Source organism: Anaerolinea thermolimosa (assembly GCF_001050195.2).
GTDB lineage: Bacteria > Chloroflexota > Anaerolineae > Anaerolineales > Anaerolineaceae > Anaerolinea > Anaerolinea thermolimosa.
Genome location: NZ_DF967965.1, coordinates 222579 through 242466, shown reverse-complemented (window position 1 = coordinate 242466; position 19888 = coordinate 222579). Strand labels below are relative to the sequence as shown.

At 60.3% G+C, this 19888-nt stretch carries 20 protein-coding genes and 1 CRISPR repeat array; of the genes, 1 reads left to right on the top strand and 19 read right to left on the bottom strand.

Annotated elements, in window-relative coordinates; translation table 11 throughout:
• Nucleotides 1–27: 27 nt before the first annotated feature.
• From ATHL_RS01085 to ATHL_RS19060, 3 genes are all read right to left on the bottom strand, one after another.
• Nucleotides 28–363, bottom strand: coding sequence for a putative quinol monooxygenase (locus ATHL_RS01085; protein WP_062188892.1), 336 nt, complete (start codon nucleotides 361–363; stop codon nucleotides 28–30).
• Between the two features lie 90 nt (nucleotides 364–453).
• Nucleotides 454–1074, bottom strand: coding sequence for a FumA C-terminus/TtdB family hydratase beta subunit (locus ATHL_RS19065; RefSeq protein WP_062188890.1), 621 nt, complete (start codon nucleotides 1072–1074; stop codon nucleotides 454–456).
• A 12-nt stretch (nucleotides 1075–1086) separates the two neighbouring features.
• On the bottom strand, nucleotides 1087–1959 hold the full coding sequence (locus ATHL_RS19060; protein WP_062188888.1) for a fumarate hydratase: 873 nt from the start codon (nucleotides 1957–1959) through the stop codon (nucleotides 1087–1089).
• Between the two features lie 399 nt (nucleotides 1960–2358).
• Here ATHL_RS19060 and ATHL_RS01075 point away from each other — a divergent pair, with 399 nt between their 5' ends.
• On the top strand, nucleotides 2359–2916 hold the full coding sequence (locus ATHL_RS01075; RefSeq protein ID WP_062188886.1) for a manganese efflux pump MntP: 558 nt from the start codon (nucleotides 2359–2361) through the stop codon (nucleotides 2914–2916).
• An 18-nt stretch (nucleotides 2917–2934) separates the two neighbouring features.
• Here the strand turns inward: ATHL_RS01075 and ATHL_RS01070 are convergent, their stop codons facing one another.
• The 16 genes from ATHL_RS01070 to cas10 all read right to left on the bottom strand — a co-directional run bounded on the left by ATHL_RS01070 (nucleotide 2935) and on the right by cas10 (nucleotide 19804).
• Nucleotides 2935–3228 carry a DUF1330 domain-containing protein gene (locus tag ATHL_RS01070; protein ID WP_062188883.1) on the bottom strand — a complete coding sequence of 98 codons (294 nt, stop codon included), beginning with the start codon at nucleotides 3226–3228 and terminating at the stop codon, nucleotides 2935–2937.
• A 33-nt stretch (nucleotides 3229–3261) separates the two neighbouring features.
• Complete coding sequence (locus ATHL_RS01065) at nucleotides 3262–4473, bottom strand: MFS transporter (protein ID WP_062188880.1); 1212 nt, start codon at nucleotides 4471–4473, stop codon at nucleotides 3262–3264.
• Nucleotides 4470–6311, bottom strand: a complete 1842-nt coding sequence (locus ATHL_RS01060; protein ID WP_062188878.1) for a Na+/H+ antiporter — start codon at nucleotides 6309–6311, stop codon at nucleotides 4470–4472. Before ATHL_RS01060 ends, ATHL_RS01065 begins: the two co-directional genes overlap by 4 nt.
• Nucleotides 6312–6410: 99 nt before the next feature.
• Entirely contained in the window at nucleotides 6411–7346 is a 936-nt protein-coding gene (locus ATHL_RS01055) for a DUF368 domain-containing protein (protein WP_201797916.1), read from the bottom strand.
• A 128-nt stretch (nucleotides 7347–7474) separates the two neighbouring features.
• Nucleotides 7475–8332 (bottom strand): CRISPR system precrRNA processing endoribonuclease RAMP protein Cas6, encoded by an 858-nt coding sequence (cas6, locus tag ATHL_RS01050; protein ID WP_062188876.1) that lies wholly within the window; start codon nucleotides 8330–8332, stop codon nucleotides 7475–7477.
• A gap of 243 nt (nucleotides 8333–8575) precedes the next feature.
• A complete protein-coding gene (locus ATHL_RS18700) occupies nucleotides 8576–8725 on the bottom strand; it encodes a hypothetical protein (RefSeq protein WP_162787534.1) in 150 nt (49 codons plus the stop codon).
• A 46-nt stretch (nucleotides 8726–8771) separates the two neighbouring features.
• Nucleotides 8772–9849: a CRISPR direct-repeat array (repeat unit 36 nt; unit sequence GTCTTAATGCCCTGACGGGCATTTATGGATTCTGAC).
• Between the two features lie 216 nt (nucleotides 9850–10065).
• Entirely contained in the window at nucleotides 10066–10353 is a 288-nt protein-coding gene (gene cas2, locus ATHL_RS01045) for a CRISPR-associated endonuclease Cas2 (RefSeq protein WP_062188874.1), read from the bottom strand.
• A gap of 1 nt (nucleotide 10354) precedes the next feature.
• A complete protein-coding gene (gene cas1 / locus ATHL_RS01040; protein ID WP_062188872.1) occupies nucleotides 10355–11365 on the bottom strand; it encodes a CRISPR-associated endonuclease Cas1 in 1011 nt (336 codons plus the stop codon).
• A 56-nt stretch (nucleotides 11366–11421) separates the two neighbouring features.
• Nucleotides 11422–11805 (bottom strand): CRISPR-associated protein Csx15, encoded by a 384-nt coding sequence (gene csx15 / locus ATHL_RS01035; protein ID WP_062188871.1) that lies wholly within the window; start codon nucleotides 11803–11805, stop codon nucleotides 11422–11424.
• A gap of 1 nt (nucleotide 11806) precedes the next feature.
• Complete coding sequence (locus ATHL_RS01030; protein WP_062188870.1) at nucleotides 11807–12688, bottom strand: Card1-like endonuclease domain-containing protein; 882 nt, start codon at nucleotides 12686–12688, stop codon at nucleotides 11807–11809.
• Nucleotides 12685–13956, bottom strand: a complete 1272-nt coding sequence (gene csx2, locus ATHL_RS01025) for a TIGR02221 family CRISPR-associated protein (protein ID WP_062188868.1) — start codon at nucleotides 13954–13956, stop codon at nucleotides 12685–12687. Before csx2 ends, ATHL_RS01030 begins: the two co-directional genes overlap by 4 nt.
• A gap of 37 nt (nucleotides 13957–13993) precedes the next feature.
• The gene (gene csm5, locus ATHL_RS01020; protein ID WP_062188866.1) at nucleotides 13994–15094 is read right to left on the bottom strand and encodes a type III-A CRISPR-associated RAMP protein Csm5; all 1101 of its coding nucleotides are present in this window, start codon (nucleotides 15092–15094) and stop codon (nucleotides 13994–13996) included.
• Between the two features lie 2 nt (nucleotides 15095–15096).
• Nucleotides 15097–16155 (bottom strand): type III-A CRISPR-associated RAMP protein Csm4, encoded by a 1059-nt coding sequence (gene csm4, locus ATHL_RS01015; protein ID WP_062188865.1) that lies wholly within the window; start codon nucleotides 16153–16155, stop codon nucleotides 15097–15099.
• Between the two features lie 7 nt (nucleotides 16156–16162).
• Nucleotides 16163–16951 (bottom strand): type III-A CRISPR-associated RAMP protein Csm3, encoded by a 789-nt coding sequence (gene csm3 / locus ATHL_RS01010; protein WP_062188864.1) that lies wholly within the window; start codon nucleotides 16949–16951, stop codon nucleotides 16163–16165.
• A 22-nt stretch (nucleotides 16952–16973) separates the two neighbouring features.
• Complete coding sequence (gene csm2, locus ATHL_RS01005; RefSeq protein ID WP_062188863.1) at nucleotides 16974–17363, bottom strand: type III-A CRISPR-associated protein Csm2; 390 nt, start codon at nucleotides 17361–17363, stop codon at nucleotides 16974–16976.
• Complete coding sequence (cas10, locus tag ATHL_RS01000) at nucleotides 17360–19804, bottom strand: type III-A CRISPR-associated protein Cas10/Csm1 (protein ID WP_062188862.1); 2445 nt, start codon at nucleotides 19802–19804, stop codon at nucleotides 17360–17362. Before cas10 ends, csm2 begins: the two co-directional genes overlap by 4 nt.
• Between the last annotated feature and the right edge of the window lie 84 nt (nucleotides 19805–19888).

Below are 19888 nucleotides of genomic sequence, written 5' to 3'. Positions count from 1 at the left end.
GCATCCTCCTGCTCCGGAAAAACCCCCTCAGAGGGTCTGAAAAAGGGGCTGGGGTGACTGCTCCGAGACGCCAAAAGCCTGATACGTATGCACGTGAAATTCCTGAATCAACGGCAGAACCTCGGGGGGAATAATCGCCCGTGCCCAGTCGGCATCTCTGGAATACTTTTGAGCCAGCTCGGCATCTCGCCAGATAGTCACCAGGATGAACTCATCGGGGTTACCATGGGTGGGCTGGCCCGGGTAAAATGCCACCATGCCCTTCCGGTGCTGAATATTGGGCAGGGCAAGAATCTCCAACGCCTTTTTAAATTCTTCGTGTTTTCCGGGGCGTACTCTGGCTCGAAAAATGCGCATGAACATACCACACCTCCGCCAATCAAAGCCCTGATCCACGCTGTGGATCCTACTGAAAAAACCCCCAACCCGGCATAACGGTTCGCTCGATCCTTCTCAGGCGAGGAGATTCTCAAGAATGGCGTTCGACTCCTGGCGCACCTTCTCGTGCAGGCTGTTGCCCTGGGCATCCATGGTCACCACCGCCGGGAAGTCCTTCACTTCGATGACCCACATCGCCTCAGGCACACCGAATTCCAGCTTGTATACCCCGAGTACCCTTTGAACCGTCTGAGCGATGAGCGAGGCCGCCCCTCCAATGGCGTGGAAATACACCGCCGGTACTTCCTGGCACGCACGCAAAGTCTGTTCGCCCATTCCGCCCTTGCCGATCACACCTTTGAGGTTAAAGAGGCGCATCACATCGCCCTGATAGGGTTCTTCACGAATGCTCGTGGTAGGCCCGGCGGCCACAAAGCGGTAATGCCCGGTATCCAACCCGGCCACCACCGGCCCGCAGTGATAAATGATCCCGCCGTTGAGCAACGGTTGAATCGCCTGGAAGACCTCCAGATCATCTCCCTGAGGCGGGCGCGTTTTCTTAATAAACGTATCCACGATCCATTTGTGGGCAGCATCACGCCCGGTTAGCATAATGCCAGAGAGCAACACCGATTGCCCCACCTTTAAACTGCGAATGGAATCATCAGATATGGGAATGGTCAATCTGATTGCCATAATACCTCCCGTTTATTCATAGGTCACCTGCTCGCCACGCACGGTCATTTTGCGTCGCCGGTAGGCCCAGCACATATACGAAACTGTCACGAAAAACGACGCGGGCAGGCGATGTGTGGTGGTAATTTTCGTTCCCAGCACGGTCGCCTTCCCTCCAAAGCCCATCGGGCCAATCCCCAGCTGGTTGGCCTCGCGGGTGATGCGCTCTTCCAGATCGGCCAGTTCAGGGTTAGGGTTGGCGTCATCCACCCGGCGCAACAGGGCTTCCTTCGACGCGATGTATGAAGTTCCCCGGTCGCCGCCGATGGAAATTCCCAGGAATCCTGGAGCGCACCCCTCACCCTGCGCCTGCCACACGGCATCCAGTGCGGCCCGGCGCACCCCCTCCAGATCACGCCCGGCTTTGATGGTGTTATCAGGCAGGGAATATTGCCGTCCCACGTTTTCACACCCGCCGCCCTTCAGCATTAACTCAATCGTCAGCTCCTCCCCATCGCACTCCTCAAAGTGAATAACCGGGAAGTGCTGGTCACCCAGATTGTCGCCAGTATTCTTGCCGCTCAGTGAATCCACCGCATTGGGGCGCAGATAATTCTTCCGGGTGGCCAGCGCTACCGCCTCTTTGATCTGCTCGCGCAGGCGGCGCGGGCTCCAGCCTTCGGGATAGCACACAAAGAAAATGGGCGTGCCCGTGTCCTGGCAAATGGGCGTCGAATTGCGGCGCGTCATCTCAACATTAGCCAGAATGGTTTCCAGCGCTCCGTGCGCCGCCGAACCGGGCTCTTCACGCGCATAGGCTTCACGCAACGCTTTCTCCACATCTTCCGGTAAATTGGTGGATGTGAAGCGAATCAACTCGAGAATTTCCTGTGTCAAATCACGCATGTCTACCTCCCATCCCGGACAAGCCGGGGGAAAACCTCCCGACCGCAACCGACAACCTGTTCATTATTATCTATTTTATCCGAAAATCGGGTTTGTGTCCCCCCCAACCTGCGGCTTGTCCAAAGAAAATGCACCTGAAATTGGAGATGCGGTTCATCCTCCTGCACTTGATCCTTCAGCCATCACGACGACCTTTACCTTCCCAAAGTGACTTTTATTACTGGCCGGTTTCTGGCATTTCAGCATAAAATTACCCTCAATGGCGGGGAGTAGCTGCCTGCAACTCGCAGGTGGGCTGTCGACAATCACGGAGTTCCTCCCGGCAGTCCGTCCACCTCACCGGATCAGCCAGACCACCAGGGTTTTCGCCCGGGTGGTCTTTTTTTATGAGAAGGAGCTATGGGTACATTCTCGATTTTCATCATTGCCATTGGTCTGGCCATGGATGTCTTCGCCGTTTCCCTGGGAATCGGCACCAGCCGCAAGGCCAACAGCTTCCGGCCCATCTTCCGCATTGCCTTCCATTCCGGGCTGTTTCAGGGGTTGATGACTCTGCTGGGCTGGCTGGCGGGCTCGACCATTGCCAGCCTCATCGCCAGCTTCGACCACTGGATCGCGTTGATCCTCCTCAGCTTTGTAGGCATCCGGATGATCCTTTCGGGGGTTAATCAGCAGGTGGAAGAACAATCACCCAACCCCACCCGCGGCCTGTCATTGATGATGATCTGCATCGCCACCAGCATCGATGCCATGGCCGTAGGGTTGAGCTTTGCCATGCTTCAGGTGCATATTCTCAGCGCCAGCCTGCTCATCGGGGTGGTCTCGCTGGTGCTTTCGGTGGTGGGTCTGCTTACCGGCAATACGCTTGGGGTGCATTTTGGCAAGCGCATGGAGATTCTCGGCGGCCTGCTCCTCAACGGCATCGGCATCCGCATCGTCCTCAGCCACCTGCTGTAACCCCTCACCCCCCAGAGATCAAGCGCCGAGGCCCTCCAGCACGACCATGCGCGTGTGAGAGGCCGCCTGGCGCATTTTCTTTGCCTCAGCGTACTCCGGCGAATTCCACCATGCCAGCGCCCGCTCCACACTTTCAAATTCCAGGATCACCAGCCGCTCTGGCTCTTTCTCGCCTTCCAGCAGCACGGTTTTTCCGCCCCGTGCCAGGTACCTGCCGCCGTAAGCGGCCACCGCAGCCGCCGCCAGAGGCTTATACTGCTCATAAAGCGCTGCATCTTTAACTTCTACCTCAACCACCACGTACGCTGCCATGAATGTTTTCCTCCTCTTTTTTTATGATCTCTGCTAGACTTCTCCTCGCCCCCGGTCTGGCCGATTGACAACCAGGCTGATCACTCCCAGAGTCATCAACCCGGCCAAGAAGGCAAACGGCAGCCCCGGCGACACCCCCGCCAGGCTGTTGCCGATGGGCGGCGCCACCAGGTTCCCCAGGGCCGAAAACACCATCACCAGCCCCGTAGCCGTGCCTGCATAGGCCAGCCCCACCCCCTTCGTCTCAATCACCGAGGTGAGAAAGACCGCCATGAAGCCATCGCGCACAATGCCCGCCAGGCAGACCGCCAGCCACACCCAGAAGCCATCCGCCGCCGAAAGCAAAGCCACCCCTGCCGTCATCATCAGCCCGGCGGTAATCAGCACCCGTCGGCGCTCGCCCAGCCGGTCAGACCCCAGGGCAATGGGGATCACAAACGCCATGCTGACGGAATGAAAGGCTGCCAGCGCCCCATCAGCACTGGCCGGAGACCAACCCTGCCCGCGCAAATACAGCGGCAGGTAACCCAGTGCCCCCTGCAGGCAACCACTCACCCCAAAGAGGGCCAGCCCAAAAAGCCAGATCGCCCGCAGGCGCGCCACATGCGCCACCCCCTCACGCAAAGAAAAGCTTCCCTGCGGGGCGGCGGCTATGTCCGGGTGCGGCTGAGGGTCGGGGATGAAAAGCCAGGGAAGCACCAGCCCGAGCGCCACAGCCCCGAAGAAAAACATCACCATCCGCCAGCCACCCAGCCACGGCGAAAGCACCGTGGCCCCCAGCAGGGAACCCAGGAAAAACCCCAGCGCCATCCCCAGTGATAGAAAACCGCTTGCCAGTCCAAGCTGTTCACGCGGGAACCACATGCCGCTAAACTTCAGGTTGTTCATCGTGATCATCGGCCCAACGGCCCCGAAGAGGAACATGGTGAGCACCAGCGCCACGAACCCTCCCGAAAGCCCCCGCATTGCCCCGGCAACCCCTGCCAGCAGGCAGGAAGCTACCAGCACCCGCCGCGGGCCAAAACGATCCCCCACAGCCCCGCCTGCCAGCGAGGTGACCACCATGGGCAGGGAACTGATCCCCCAGACTGCCCCCAGCTGTACCAGGCTGAGGTTGAGATCGGCCGAGATTTCGGCAAAGAGCACCGGCATCACCATACCCGGTGCCGCCACCACCAGGGTGTTGGTGAGGGTAGCCAGAGCAAGCACCCCCCAGCGTGCAGACGACCAGCGATGCGTATTCATGCGTCGATGTTGCCTCCATCGGTTCTTTCCTGGCACAACCGGCGGCCCATGTTCAGGGCCTGCGGTTCTCCCACCATGGTAAGCCAGTCTCCGGCTCGCAGCGGGGTGCTCCCCCGCGGGATGATCACCTCATTGCCGCGGCGCAGGCTGACCAGCACCAGGTTTGGCGGCCAGGCCACCTCACGCACCAGCCTTTCGGCACAGGCGGCGCCTTCTTCAATCGCCACCTCCACCACTTCAGCCTGGTCGGTCAAACCCCGGCGCAACCGCTCTGGCAGAGACTCTATCGGCACCAGCCAGAACGGATTCTGATCTTCCGTGAGCATGGCATCGACCTCGGCCACCAGTTCTTCAAACGTGTCTTCCGAGATCACCCCGTCTCGCCGCAGCCCCATCAACGCACTGCGCTGAGAACGGAGAATCTCTCTCCGTGCAGTCTCTACCTCTTCGGTTTGCAGCGCAGGCTCCACCCTAAGAATTTCGCGCAGGGCATCGGCGAGCATGGCATTCTGTTCTTCCAGACGGGGGCGTAAAGCTTCCCAGGTATGCAGAGAGATCAGCCCTTCCTGAACCAGACGCTGGAGATGGCGTTCCGAAGCGCGCAGGGCCGTCAGGCGGGCATGGCGCTTTTCATACTCCGATTGCGCCCGGCTGTGTGTGGCGATCTTCAGCCAGCGGATGAGCGGGCGGATGGTGGTCGCCTGCACAAGCAGTGTAAAAAGCACCACCCCAAACGCCATGGTGCGAATGAGGAACCGGTCCTCGCCGAACGAGGCCGGTAAACTGAGCGCCAGCGCCAGGCCGAGTGCACCGCGCAGGCCGCCCCAGGTCAGCACGTGCTGCCAGCGCAGGGGCAGGGGGTCTTTCATACGGCGGGTGAACAGGCTCAGCCCGTAAATGACCAGCACCCGCGCCAGAAGCACCGCCCCCACCGCCCAGAGGATCGGCCGCCACGCCGCCAGCAGAGCGGGCAGGTCGACCTCAAGCCCGATGAGCAGAAACACCAGCGAGTTCACCAGGAAGGTCATATATTCCCAGAAATTGAAAAGCACGATGCGCGTGGTGGGGCTCATCCCCTGCGGGCCAATGTTGCCGCACACCAGCCCCGCCGCCACCACAGCCAGCACCCCGCTGAAGTGAAACTGCTCGGCCAGCAGGTAAGAGCCATACGCCATCACGGTGGTAAGGGTGATTTCGATCAGGTAATCATCAATGCGCGCAATCACCCGTGAAAGCGCCCACCCCAGCACCAGCCCCACGATCACCCCGCCCACCGAAACCTGCACAAAATCCACCAGGCTCTTCAGCGGGTTGAACGCACCGCTGACAGCGATGCCCAGCATCAAATGGAAAACCACCAGCGCGGTGCCATCGTTGAGCAGGCTTTCCCCTTCTACCAGCACCGCCAGGCGCTTGGGAATGCCCAGGGTACGGAACATCGCCACCACGGCCACGGGGTCGGTTGCCGCGATGAGCGACCCGAAGACCAGTGCCAGCGGCAGGCTCATCTCCAGCCCCAGCGAGAGCACCCCGCCCACCAGCAGGGTGGTGAGCACCACCCCCGGCACAGCAAACAACAGGATTATCGCCAGGTTATTGCGCAGTTCGTTAAAGCGCAGGTGAAACGCCCCCTCAAACACCAGCGGCGGGACGAACAACGCCAGGATCAACTCTGGCGTCAGCTCAAAACGAAAGGCCGTCTGCGCGGTGAGGAGCAGGCCCACCACCACCAGCGCCACCGTGTAGGGCACCTGCAGGCGCCGCACCACAATTGCCACCAGCGAGGCGATGAGCAGCAGTTCGATGATGAGCGTTTCGGTTCCCAGGAATGAATCCATCTGCAACCTCGAATGGCGGCCTTCACACCCGCCGATCCGCGAACCACAAACCCGCGGTCAGGTTACCTTCCCCACCCGGGCGGAAGAAGGCCCGGCAGGTTACCCGCGCGCCCTGAGGCGCCACCCCGCCAGCTCGATACCCACCACCAGCAGGAATCCCACGACCATGAGCGCCAGCGTCAGCCCCACTTCAGGGCTCCATTCAGCGGGCAACCGGTTGACCATCCAGGCGTCCGCGCCCCCTTCCAGTTCGGCGGGGGCTTCTTTCCACGGCCAGATTTTCCGCAGTGACCCCAGCATGAAACCCGCCAGGCAGGCTACTGTCACATCATGAAAGCGCCAGAGCAACCAGCGCAGAAGCCGGGCAAAGCTGAGCAAACCCATCATTCCCCCCAGGGCCACCAGCCCCAGGGTGGAAAAATCCAGATGCAGGACAGCCCGCAGAACGGGTTCATACTTGCCCAGCAAAACCAGCACCAGCGCCCCTGAGATGCCCGGTAAAATCATGGCGCAGACCGCCAGCGAGCCGCTCACAAAAAAGAACCAGGGCTCATCGGGCGTGCGAGCCGGAGCCAGCCCCAGCAACAGGTACGCCCCCACAGCCGACAGAACCATGCCCGCCAGCCCTGCCAGGGTCAATCGGCGCACCCGCCGCACCACCACCACGGCTGAAGCCGCCACCAGCCCGAAGAAAAACGCCCAGACTCTTTCAGGGTGCGTATCCAGCAGTGCGTGCAACACCCTGCCCAGCGTGAACACCGCCAGGCCAATCCCTGCCGCCAGCGCCAGGAGAAACTTCCACGGGAAAGCCCCCAGCGCCTCGCGCCAGCGGAATGAGAGGAGCCGTTTTACGAACTTTCCATCCACCGCATGGATGGCCTCCAGAAGTTCATCGTAGATGCCCGAAAGCAGGGCAATCGTCCCGCCCGAAACCCCGGGAACCACGTCGGCGGCGCCCATGAAAAAACCGCGCAGGCTCACCCAGAGGTAAGCCCACCCGCTGCGCCGCGGCGCCCGACTCTCTGAAGATTGCATGGTACCTCCTGAATGGATGATCGCCCCTCATACGCCCGCATTCGGTTTCACGGGGCTGGATAAGAACCCGTGCTCTGCATTTTAAACGAAAATCGCCCCGCCGGGGGGGCAAAAAAGGGGCAGTTTTCTCACTCGGGCGCCTCTTCAACCGGCAGCACAGGCCCGGGGCTGGCCTGACCAAAACCCAGCGGTGTGGAAGCCCCCACCCCGCTAAAGAACGCATACGCTGCCAGGGTGTGAAGCACGTTCATCCAGTAGCGGTCGTAATGCAGTGCGGTGAAGGTCACTTCGCCCACACAACCGATGCGCAAACCACTATCCTTAAGCCGGGCACTGCGCGTGCTGAGGTTAAATGCCGAAACCCCCAGGCACTCGGCGGCAAAACGGCGCACCTCAGCCGGGAAAGCCATCGGCGAAAAACTGTTCCAGCGCTCCAGCAGACTGCCAAAAACCAGTTCGGGCAGGGGGAAGGGCTGTTGTTTCTCGGCCGAACGGAAACCCGTGGGGCTGGCCAGGCGCAGGCGCAGCCTGCGCGGCGGGGCCGGTTGAACCAGGTGCGCGCTCATCAGCTGGCGGTATGAACCCTCGCCCGCCCAGGGGTGCCCGTCAGAGGTAAAAAACACCTGTTCCACCACAAAGGGCAGGTAATCCAGCTCCAGCCGGGCGCCGGGGGCCAGCGGGCCGCCCGCCGCAGAGGCCTCCCGCAGGGCCAGGGTCACCTCTGCCTGAAGCGCCGTGAAACGCAGGGTGTACAGGCGTGAGGGGTCGAGTGCGCGGTGCGCCCCCGCACCCATCAGGGTAGAGACGGTAAACGGGCGCGGCCCCTGTTCATCGTGCAGGCGCGCGGCCAGCTCAGGGTTCACCTGGCGCACTGCCGAAAGCAACAGCGCATGTGCCGCCGCCCCCCACCAGGCGGGTAAAGCGCGCCCCGGGGCGGCCTCGGGGCGTAAGACCAGCACCAGTGAAAGCAGTTCCGATTCAGACATGCCCATGTACTCCTCGGTTTGTATGATATGCCCCCTCCCGGCAATTGTACTCCTTTCGGGGCGGTAGCGCGCCAGTCCCCTCGCGGCCTTCGCCCTTTTGAAAGGGCCCCGGACGGTTCTGGCGTGCCATCCTTCTGTTCAATGATGGGTTCTGAGGCAGATGCATACCCCCCATACTTGCCTTCAGGCACAGGCGGCGCTTTACCCGTCATCATCCCCCGACGGGCATTTATGGATTCTGACTTACTCCTGCTGTAACTCTTCAGGTGGCTCCTGCTCTTCCAGCTCTTGCGCGTATTTCCTTGCTAGCTCTTCATGGATTTCGAGCTCTTCTTGATGCCATTTTGGGAAGGCATAATGGAGCCAGTCCGCATCCTCATCTGAATCGTGCATGATAACTCCGTTTACTGTTTTCGACATAATCACCACCACTTATAGAGTCTTAATGCCCTGACGGGCATTTATGGATTCTGACAAATCACAGGACGGATCGCGAATTACAGGTCTTTAGAGTCTTAATGCCCTGACAGGCATTTATGGATTCTGACCAAGATGTATCGAGAACTCGAATAGTGATAAGGTCTTAATGCCCTGACGGGCATTTATGGATTCTGACAAAAGTGATATTGTCACACTGCTGAATGCCGTGGCTCGCGTCTTAATGCCCTGACGGGCATTTATGGATTCTGACTGACGTACGAGTCAAGGGCGCTACGGACAGCAACGTCTTAATGCCCTGACGGGCATTTATGGATTCTGACTGACACGAGATTATCTCTGGTTATCTTTGCTTGATGCAGAGTCTTAATGCCCTGACGGGCATTTATGGATTCTGACAAAATCATCGAAGTCTAAGGACTGGTTGTCTGTCGGCTAATTGGTCTTAATGCCCTGACGGGCATTTATGGATTCTGACGTATTTTGGCCTGATGAAAAACCTTGTCACGCTGAGTCTTAATGCCCTGACGGGCATTTATGGATTCTGACCTGTACGCCAATATTACCTGTAAGCGTGGCTTCGGCGAGGGGTCTTAATGCCCTGACGGGCATTTATGGATTCTGACAAAACGAGTATGCGTAAGTCCGCTGATCCGATTTACGTAAGAGTCTTAATGCCCTGACGGGCATTTATGGATTCTGACGGGAGGCCAAAATGGCGGTATACCTGTATCGCCGGATGGGTCTTAATGCCCTGACGGGCATTTATGGATTCTGACGCAGATCATAGCATACCCAGTCCATGCCCTTCCAGTGGATCGTCTTAATGCCCTGACGGGCATTTATGGATTCTGACCGTTTGTCTCCGGGACCGTTCTAGTAAACAGGCCTGGGTCTTAATGCCCTGACGGGCATTTATGGATTCTGACGTTATAAGTGACGCTTTTGAAAAAAGAATAAAATTAAGTCTTAATGCCCTGACGGGCATTTATGGATTCTGACACCTGGCCTGCGATGTCTCGTCAGTTCAAAAGCTCATCTGGGTCTTAATGCCCTGACGGGCATTTATGGATTCTGACTGTACAAACACCCCATCCACAGAGACAAGTATATACCCCCGGCAGAGAATTGTAAAGCCCGGAACCACCCCAAAAACCGGGCAGATCTCTCCACCTTCGCCCTCCTTCCACGGCTTTCACAAAACAAACCTCCCACCTTCTCATTTTCCGCGCACCCCCCCTTTAAAAAACCTCTTTTTTAAGCATTTTTGGTGGGGGGGTGCGCAGAAGACCCGCTCAGACGATCTTCACCCCCGGCGGCGGGGTCAATTCACCCCGCCCCAGAGTGCGCACCTTACTGCGGCAGGCAGCGCACAGGGGGTAAATCCGCAGGCTGTCTTCCTCCTTCCGAAAATACTTCTGCGCCCGGCGCAGGGTCCGCTCCAGTTCAGAGGCGTTCATATAGGCTTCAAAAACGCTCCCCTGCACCCGCACCCCCATCGACTCCATCAGCCGCGCAATGCGCTGACGGCGGCGGTCATCTGCGATATCATAAGCCAGCAGGTAAAAAGCCCGTTCTTCCATCTCAATGAAACCCCATTCCCGTCCAGCCGGGGCGGTCTTCGAAGATGCGCGAGGCCGCCTGGCGCGCCTGTTCGATCAGACACTGGCGCAGGTTAAGCTTCTCGCCGCGGATCGGGTGCGTGAAGCGTCCATCCATGCGCTGTTCAAAAGCCTGAATAAACCGGCGTAAACCCTCGTCACCTAACACAACCGGGCGCTCTGGCGGGCCCGGAGAAAAATCGGCCACGCCCAGCTGCCCGCTGCGGCAGCACCACAGCACCAGGCCATCGATCACCGGCCGGAACTCTTCCAGCAAATCCAGAGCCAGCGAGGGGCGGTTGTAGACCGTCTCGTGGAAAAACCCACCGTACGGGTCGAGGCCAACCGTCTCAACCGCGGCTGTGGCGACCTGCCCCAGCAGGGTATACCCCAGGGAAAGCAGCACATTGACGGGGTCAGCCGGGGGACGGCGGTTGCGGTCCGTAAAGTTCCACTCCGGCCCGAAGAAACGCCGATAGCCGCTGAAATAAGCCGCAGTGGCCGCGCCTTCCAGACCACGCAACGAAGAAAGCTGAGTTTTTGCGGGCACTTTCTGCAGGGCACCAGCCAGACGGGCAATGGCCTCGGCAATGAGCGGATCGTTACACTCGCGATTGTGGCGCATTAACAGCGCACGCTGGTGACTCAGTTTGGCGCTCACCAGCCCGCGCGCCATCTGCAGAGCGAAAATGGGAGAATCAAGCCGCTGGTATTGCGCCCGGCGCAGGGGCATGTGCGGCGTGAGCGGCCCCGAAAGCCTTCCCCGGTACTCACCCCGCCGGGTAAGAAACACCACCGAACTCTCCTGCCCCAGAAGGGCATCAATCGCGGGGGTGGTCAGCCCCACGTTGCCAAAGAGCACCACCTCCGAGACCTGCCCCAGGGGGACAGAATCCAGCACCTGAGTGACACCTTCCAGCTCCAGTTCTACCTGAAGGCGGCGGTTGGCAACCCTTAACCGGGCGTTCTGGGTGATGACGTAATAAGGCGGCATACGGCATCTTTCCTGTTTCGATTCAATTGTTAAGGTTCCAGAGGTTCGCCAGAGGCTCAATAGCGCTTGCGGCGTGCCGCTTCGCGCACTTCCTGCAAATTGAGCACTTCGGCAACCTCGTAACGCAACGGCAGGCTACCCTGCACGGGGCGCAGCCGCAACACCGGCGGAAAGTACCCCATGCGCCCGTGGAGTTCCGCCAGCACCAGCGCCGCAATAAAATTCAACGAAGGCAGATTCACCAGCACCGGCTCGGTCTGCAGGCGGGCCGGGGCTACCGTAAGCTTCTCCATCAGCGCCTGAAGCTGAGGGAGAAAGGGTGTGCCATGCTCAAACTGCACGGGCAGGTCTACCTGTTCGGTGACGGCCTGACCGGTGAGCCGCTCGATCTCTTCGAGCTGGGTCTGTGTGAGCGGGTGAGAAAAGTTAAGCAGAATCATCCTAACGGGTGGCCCTTTCCATGTAATAAGCGATATTCCACAGCTGGGGTGCGTCTACCAGCTCAATGCCCCACAGCCGGGCGCGTTCGCGCAGGCCATCGGTCACCTCAGCTGTGGTGGCCAGCACCTTCCCGCAGTAAATGCCGGCGTACTCGCGGCGCACCACCGAAGAAAGCTCGTACAGGCTCTCACGGTTCAGGCTGTTGACGGCCTTGCACGAACACACGGCCAGGTGCCCGTTGCGGGTGGCGGCTACATCCAGCTCATTTTTCACCTCGCCGTGCTCCTTTACCCGGCGGATGAGCACATTGCGCTGAACATCATCGAAGAACCCGCTTTCTTTCAGGCGGCGCTCCACCTCTTCTTCCAGCGCGTCGCCCTCACGCGGCGGGCGGAAACCGCGATCCTGCGATACCTCAAAGCCATAGGCGCGCAGATACTGCTCCACCGAGATCGAAACCTCAATCGGCTGGCGTTTGAACTCAACACCGTCAGAACGCAGGAAGATCATCTGGTTGGTCTCGGTGGCCACATAAAGAAGCGTGATCCCCGTACCGTAAGCCGCCTGAAGGGCAGCCAGGCTCATCAGCTTGGTGCCAGCCGTAAGGTTAAGGCACACCGTGTCTCCCTGTTCCAGGTGGCGGCTCATCGCCTGCGACAGCACCAGGCGCGTCTTCTGCAGGTCGTAGGGTTCGATGGTGAGCGGGGGCAGAACCTCTACATGCTTCAACGATGCATCTGCGGCGATAGCCTGGCGCATTTGCTCGGCATGCCCCAGGGTAGCCCGGGTGGCGGCAAACTGCGTGCGCGTGAACTCAGGAAATTGCCAGAGCGGCAGGATGTTCGGGATGGGCTGTTCCCCCACCAGGGATACAAGGATCATGAGACAACTCCATCATCAGATAAGGGAAATAACGGCAATCCACGGATTTTCTCGTACAGGTTAGCAATCTGCTCGGTCAATCCTTTCGCAGAGAAAGGATCTTCCCGTTTTGCGGCATGGTCAATATCATTGCGCACCTGGGCGAGGTTGGGCCAGAACCCCAGCACGGCCTCCACCTGCGGCACCTTCGCCTGAAACACCGACCGATAAGCCTGCCCGCTTTGCCGCGCTTTGTTAAAGGCCTCAACCTCAGAACCCAGCATTTGCCCAACCTCCTCACGCACCTCCAGGCGGGTCACTTCTGGCCGGCCCACCCAGAGCATCACCCAGCTGATGAGCCATTCGCGCATCAGCGACACCGCCTGCACCCACAGTTCACGTTCAATGTACCAGCCGATCATCTCCCGCTCCACCCGCAGTGTTTCCCACGCCCCGGCCGGGTCGTACGGGTTTGCACAGGCCAGGGGAGCATAGGCCGTCTGCACCGACTGAAGCAGGGCGCTAAAAGGCTGCACCGCCGCCAGGCGCTGCAGCGCCTGACGGGCTTTTTCTACCCTGGCAGGCAGTTCGGCCACCCGCTGCATGGCCTGATAAGGGCGGATGAGGTGCAGCGCCTGTGAAATTTCGGTGAGGGCCCCCGCCAGGTTACTCAGGGCGCTGGCATCATCCAGCAGAGCATGGTCACCCCCGGCCTGCATGGCCAGCTCTTTTCTGGCATTTTTGGCCAGTGAGGCCAGGTAACGCGCATCACCCGTACGGTTGAAGCGATCAGCCGCTACCGACCATTCGAGCAATGAAAGCAGGGGGGTGAGATCAAACATGGGGGTGTAGGATAGCCCCTGAACATTCCCCACGTCGAATGCCCCGTAAAGCACGGCGCGCAGGTTTACCTGAAAGCCGCTCTTGAGGAAAACCGCCGTCAGCAGACCGATGAGCGGGAAGGAACGCAGTCCGTGGGTAATATCAAACGCCACCTCCGATGAAGCCCCGGCCACCTGGCTCACCTGGGCAAAGATCTGCCACAGCTCGGCCTCCGAGGCTCCCAGCGGCACCGGCACCGGCTCAACCCGGATGGGCAAAGAAAGCTCACTCTTGAGCTTCTCAAAAGGTTCCCCCTGGGCCTCCTCGGTGAGAAATACGATCAGACTTTCGGGCTGGAGGAAATGGCAGCTGGCCACCGGCGCAAAAGATGTCTTCCACTCCCGCTCGCCCCAGCGGTAAACCGTCTCACGATAATTTCCCGTACCCAGGAACGTCAGCAGTTTCATCGTATCTTTCTCCTCGCAAATGCATCCACAGCACCACTCAGGCGGGAGTAAGCTCAAGGAGCACCCAGCCCAGCGGGGCAACCGCGGCCGCCCGCCCTTCTACCACCCTCATCACCGCCCGTTTGGAACGCGGGAAGGGGTCACCCGGCTTGCGAGGCGGGGCGTTCCGATTTGCTTTATGCAGCTTGAAGTCCCACACAATCTGCTCAAAGAGGTTGGCGTCTTTCTGCAAATGGCTTCCCAGCGTCATGCCATCCCAGCCGGTGCCCCAGCCTAACTGCATAAACGCCTGGGTAGAGGGCAGGTTCACCCCCAGCAGCCTGCGGTAAAACTGCCCCACCTGCGCTCCGTCAGCCGATTGCTCAAACCACACGGCCAGCCTCTGCAGGCGCGCGCGGCTGTGCTTTTGAACCCGCGGGAGCAACTCCTCCAGCCAGTGCCGGTGGTTGGCAAACCCCAGCTGGGGTTCAGCCATACGCGAGAACAACGTCTCATCGATGTGCAGGGAACCCTGAAAAACCACATCTCCTCTCACAGCTTCCAGTTCCACCGGCGATCCGGCCGCCCGCAGGGTGAGCACCTGGGCGTTAACCACCGCCAGGTTGCCACCCGGGGCAGTAGGGCCAAAACAATCGGATACCTGAAGGGCGCGCAAAAGGTCGTGGTTGGGGTCGCGCCCGAACAACCTGCGTTCCAGCTCCTGGCCAGCCCCTTTCCGCGATTGCCCAATGATACTGCGCTCCAGGCGCAGGCCAACCTCACTCCAGCCGCACCACGCCAGCGCCGTGCGCAGCGCCCCCTTGAGCGACGAGCCAGGAATATACGGCCGGTCGTACACATCTTTAATGCACGAGCGCAGGCGGGCGTCGGCTTTATTTGAGCGCGGAGACCCTGGCAGCACGTAACGGAAGAAGTCTCTTCTGGTGTAATCGGCCTCCTCAAGAAGGGTGGAGGGCAGGGGGTAATTCCCCATACGGTCCGGGCGCAGGCGCTCTCCCCGTGCCGCCAGAAGCGCATCCACATCCAGGCGGTACGTTTTCTGGTTGTGCACCACAAAATCGAACCCCTGGCGTAATTCGTTCCCATCCCCGATATGCAGAGGGGTCAGGGTGGTCACTTTAAGCGTATACACAGCCATGGTCACCTTCCATCCAGTACACCGGCAGTAAACCCCACCGCCAGCGCCCGCCCCCACCGCCAGACGGCGTGCCCCAGCGGGCGTGTACCGTTGTAATCGGGTTGCACATCGGCCACCACTCCCGGGGCGGGAGCCTCCAGCGGGCCCAGCACCGAACCTTCGCTCAACATGCGCACAGTGCGGCGGCGTTCTGCTTTCTTCCCGGGCGATTCCGCCCAGCCCCCCACACTTTCAATGCTGTAGGCCGCCCGCTCATCCCGCAGGGCCGTCATTTCACCCTCCGCGGGTAAATAGCGGCTCAACGTCATCCAGGGAGCGCCAGGGACGGGGTCGGGCAGATCACAGGTGCCCATCGCTTCCATGCGCGCCCGGCCCATACCACTCGTGCGGTCTCCCCCCAGGCCCGAGTCGCCCAACTCCTGCATCAGACGCGGCAATAGAGCGCGCATGGAAGGGTCTTCCCTCAACCAGCGCACCCCAAACCACAGCCCGCACTCTGGCATGAAGACACACCTCCCGGTGAAAAAGAGATTGGAGTTATGCCACTCTCGCCCCACCGTCACCCGCGGGCGCTGTTCCACACTCCAGAGGCGCCCCCGGTCATCTTTGAGCACGGCTTCTGGCAACTGTCCTCGCTCCTCAGCCGAAAGCAACACCTGCCCGTCCTGCAGGGCAAGCGCCGAAGGGTACAGATCGGCCAGCGATTCCCCCCCAAGCAACCGCCGGAACAGCCCCGGCGATACAAACCGCACCCGCTTTAATGTTTTGAGGGGAATGACCTCATCCTTCTGCCTGGTGGCAGGGATGCGCAGAGGCGTCGGGAAGAGAAGAACTCCCCCCGCCCGCGGGAAAGCCGAAGAGAACACTGCAACGGGTGGGTCTTGCAGGAATGCCTCTCCCCACCGGGATACCGCCGTGGGGCCTTCCAGCCGCACCATGCAGGAAGTCAGCGCGGCGAAGAGCGAATCCGAAGGCAGGCGAATATCGGTCTCTTCCTGCCCCAGGCCGTGTCGCCCAAAGTGAAACCCCGAACCGTGGATCGACCAGATCTCCAGACGCATGTTTTTTTTACCCTACCTGAATGACACCCCTCGCCCAGCGGAGCAAATCGGCATACGCGGCTTCCAGCTCCTTCAAAGAGGAGAAGGTTTGCCAGGCATGATGCTGGCTGTAGTCCTGCGCCGAGCGCGCCGCCACCGAAATCTGCCTGAAGGCGACCTTCCCCGAGCCGCGCGAACCGTACCCGCCCAGGTAATCATCCTCCAGCAGTTGCAGACCGTCCACCACATATTTGAACCGTTCGAAGTCTGCCTCCTGGTAAATGGAGAAGACCAGCTCCGCCGGAGCAAACACAGCCCCTGCCGGCACCCGCTCCAGGATGCGTGGGTTAGCCGCACTCGTCACCCGGTCAATCGCCACTTCGGTTTTGATCTCCGTATAAGCCAGATCGGTATGAGCCTGGGCCAGCACCTTTTTACTTCCTTCTGAGAGAGGGGTATCGCGCACCAGCAGCAGGGTCGGGCCTGTTGCTCCAACCTCGCCCGGAACCCCGAAAATATGACACACGGGACAGCCGCCATTCCGATGGTATTCCTCGGGCTTTTTGCAGGTATGAATGGTCACCTGGCCGATGCGGTTGTTCTGAGGAAGGCCAAGCACCTTCTCTAATTGAGAACGCATCTTCCCGCGCAGGCTGGAGCCCGGGATGTACGGCGCGTTAGTCAGCGGGTCGCGAATGATGGTGTTATCTACCCCGCCGATCTCCATCCCGGTGGATGAACCCCCGATGTGCAGGCCGGTGAGGGCATGAACTTCGCAGGAAATCAAAATCCGTCCAAAAAGTTGAATGTCAGCCATGGTCGTCAGACTCCTCTACAGGTCAATCACGGCCGCCCCTGGCGCGGTGATACGCCAGGATGGCCTCGAACAGGTCTACAAAACGGTCGAAAGCAGCGTCGCGCCGCTCAGCCGGGCATTTCTCCACCTCATCAATGGCCTCGCTCAGCGCATCTTTAAGCTGAGCAAGCGCAGGGGTGCGGGCCGTCTGGTAAGCCAGTTTGGGCTTGAGCATCATCAGGCGGCGCAAAGCATCGGCCTGCCGCCCCTCAGTGCGCCACATGGCCTCAATCTGGCGCACCTCGGTGAAAATGCCGCGAATCTTGGTTCTGGTAACGTTTTCATTCACCAGGGCAGCGGCCAGGCGTTCGGCATGTTGCACCAGCTCTTTCCCGCTCTCATCGGCGGTCATTATGGTATGAATCATGGTCATCGGGATTCCTCCTTATCATTTCGCAGATATAACTGTGCCCAGCGGGCGGCCTTCCCCCAGAGGGGCAGGCTGTGGTAAAGCGGGCTCAATTCAGCGTAAATTTCCTGCAAGGATGCCCGCAAATCGGGCTTATTTTTCGCCTGTTCGATCATCCGTTTTAACTGGTAATCTCCCAACCACATCCACGGCCCCCACAACGGACGGTTCCCCCCACCCCGCCGGCTCCGGTACAGATCCGCCAGGCGCTGGAGCACCTGCAACAGGCTGTGCGGCCCACCCTGTTCCTGGATAACCTGTACCAGGGTTGTGAACCGTTGTTCCAGCGCGGCAAACTCATCCCAGCCCCAGGCCTCTCCCAGGAAGGCAAACGATCGCTTCCCCGGGCGCTGTTTGGCCTGCTCCAGGGCATCGTGCGCATCTTCTGCCGCCTGATACACGGGATACTTCCCGTGAATGAAGGCCATTCCGCCGCTGATGTGCACATCGGGGTTAGCCGAGGCGTACTGGCTAAAGTCTTCGGCGATCCTTCGCGCCAGCCCCGGCACCAGGTGCCACGGCGCGATGAGGAACAGGTCATCTCCACCGGAATAAACCGCGTAGATCCGATCCCCCGAAACCTCCTCACAGATGCGTTTCACCCAGCCCTCGAAAAATACCGAGAGCTGAAAGCTCAAGGTCGAAAGGCGCGCCACCGTGGCAATGCTTTTCTCACCCTCCCCAAAGCCCGCTCTGAACAGCGCGCCCAGGTCATCCACATCCATGCGCAATACCCCCAGGCGCTTCATCCCGTGGCTCCGCTCCTGGAGCTTATCAAACGTCTCGTGCGGCACACGGTTGACCGTGTAGCGCAACCCGCGCGCCGCCGGAAGAGAGACCTCCGGCCAGCCACGGGGGTCATCCAGCGCCCAGAGCACCCCGCGCTCAGCCCCGGGGAGTTCCGCTCCATCGGGCAAGAGCCGCCGGTTGGCATCGTAAAACTGAATCCCCAGGCCGAATTCTGCCAGCACATCCAGGGCGCTTCCGGCTTCGCGCGGTTGGGGCGCCCCCAGCGTCAACAGTGCATAAGAAGCCTCGGGCAGACGCCGGCCAAACGCCCGGAAGAACGAAGCGCACAGCCCGCAAATACGCCCGAGTTCTTCTCCGGGTTCGTCTTCCAGCGGCTGGCAGTCTTCTTTCTCTTCACCGCACACCGAACAGAGCTTCTCCTGATTCCCCCCGTGCGGCTGAACCCTGAAAACCTCCCTCAAGTCTTCTCCCAGCTCCCGGTACTTCTGCTGTTTCACCCGTCTCAACGCCGCGTGCATTCGATCCCAGGTCCGGGAAAAACGGCCAATGCTGAACCCGCTGGCGGGCACTTCAGCCCAGCCGAGCGCCATGTACAGCCCGGTTCCATGGTGTTTGAGGAGGGTGCGGGTTATCTGGCGCTGCAGGTCGGGGAGTTTTTTGGCAGCGCTCAGGGGAGCCAGCAGATAAAAATGCCCGCCCCCTGCGTAGATCACGTTTGTCAGCGGGATGCCCAGTTCGCGGAGAACATAGCGCAAAATTGCCTCATTCAACAATTGCAGATAAAAGGAGCGTCCACGAAGGGTCTGCGCGGCCCGGCGGGCAGAAAGGGTGTAAATGAAACTCTGAATGCCCGAAATATCGCCCCCCACCAGCAGCGCCACAGGCGCATCCAGCATGGTCTTCTGCTCGGGCGTCGCCGCGTGAGCGAAATCGGCGCGCAGGGCCTCTACCAGCCGGATGATTTGCTGATCAGGGAGCTCGTCCACACACACCGCCAGAGCCGCCGTCATGCGCGCATGATCGTAAAGCGAGACATCCGGCATGGAGTGATAATAGGCCGAAGGGATGCTCCAGGCATTGCGCTGGAAAGCCCCAAGCAGGTTTTCAAGGTACGTTTCGGCATCGCCGGGGTCGTTCCGCGCCTCCTCACGGAGCCGGTCCCGCAGGGCTTCGTACAACCGGCGCGTGTCATCCGGGCTGGACTGCCCGACCGGGAAGAGCGCCTCCCTCGCCAGCCTTAATTCAGAAAGCGGCAGGTAATGATGCGCAAGCCCGGGCCGGTCACGGTAAGCTCCCACGCGGTCAAAGATCGAAAGCATCTGTTGCGGGGGGCGGTTCCCCGGCCCCGCTGGCTCATCATCGGCGCGCTCACCGGCGCTCAATTTATCGGCCAGCGAGACCACCCACCCCAGCCGCCGATCTTCAGCAGGAGAATCTTCGGGTCGGTGATGGTAAACGCCCTGCAAAGCCGGGCGATGATAAGCCGCAGGCACCGAATGTTGAATAAAATACTCCGTCCATCCGGCATGAACCGGCTGGCCTTCCGGGTTGTATCCCTCCGGTGGATTCCAGGGAGCATCCTGGGCACGTTGTTCGATCTTCCCCACATCGTGCAGTAACCCTGCCAGCGCGGCAAAGATAACCCTATCCTCCATGAACCCTCCTGTCCTCTAGAGCATGATTGCCGGGGGCAAACCCCTTTTGCCTCCCCCTTGCAGAGCCTGCCACCCGGCAATCAT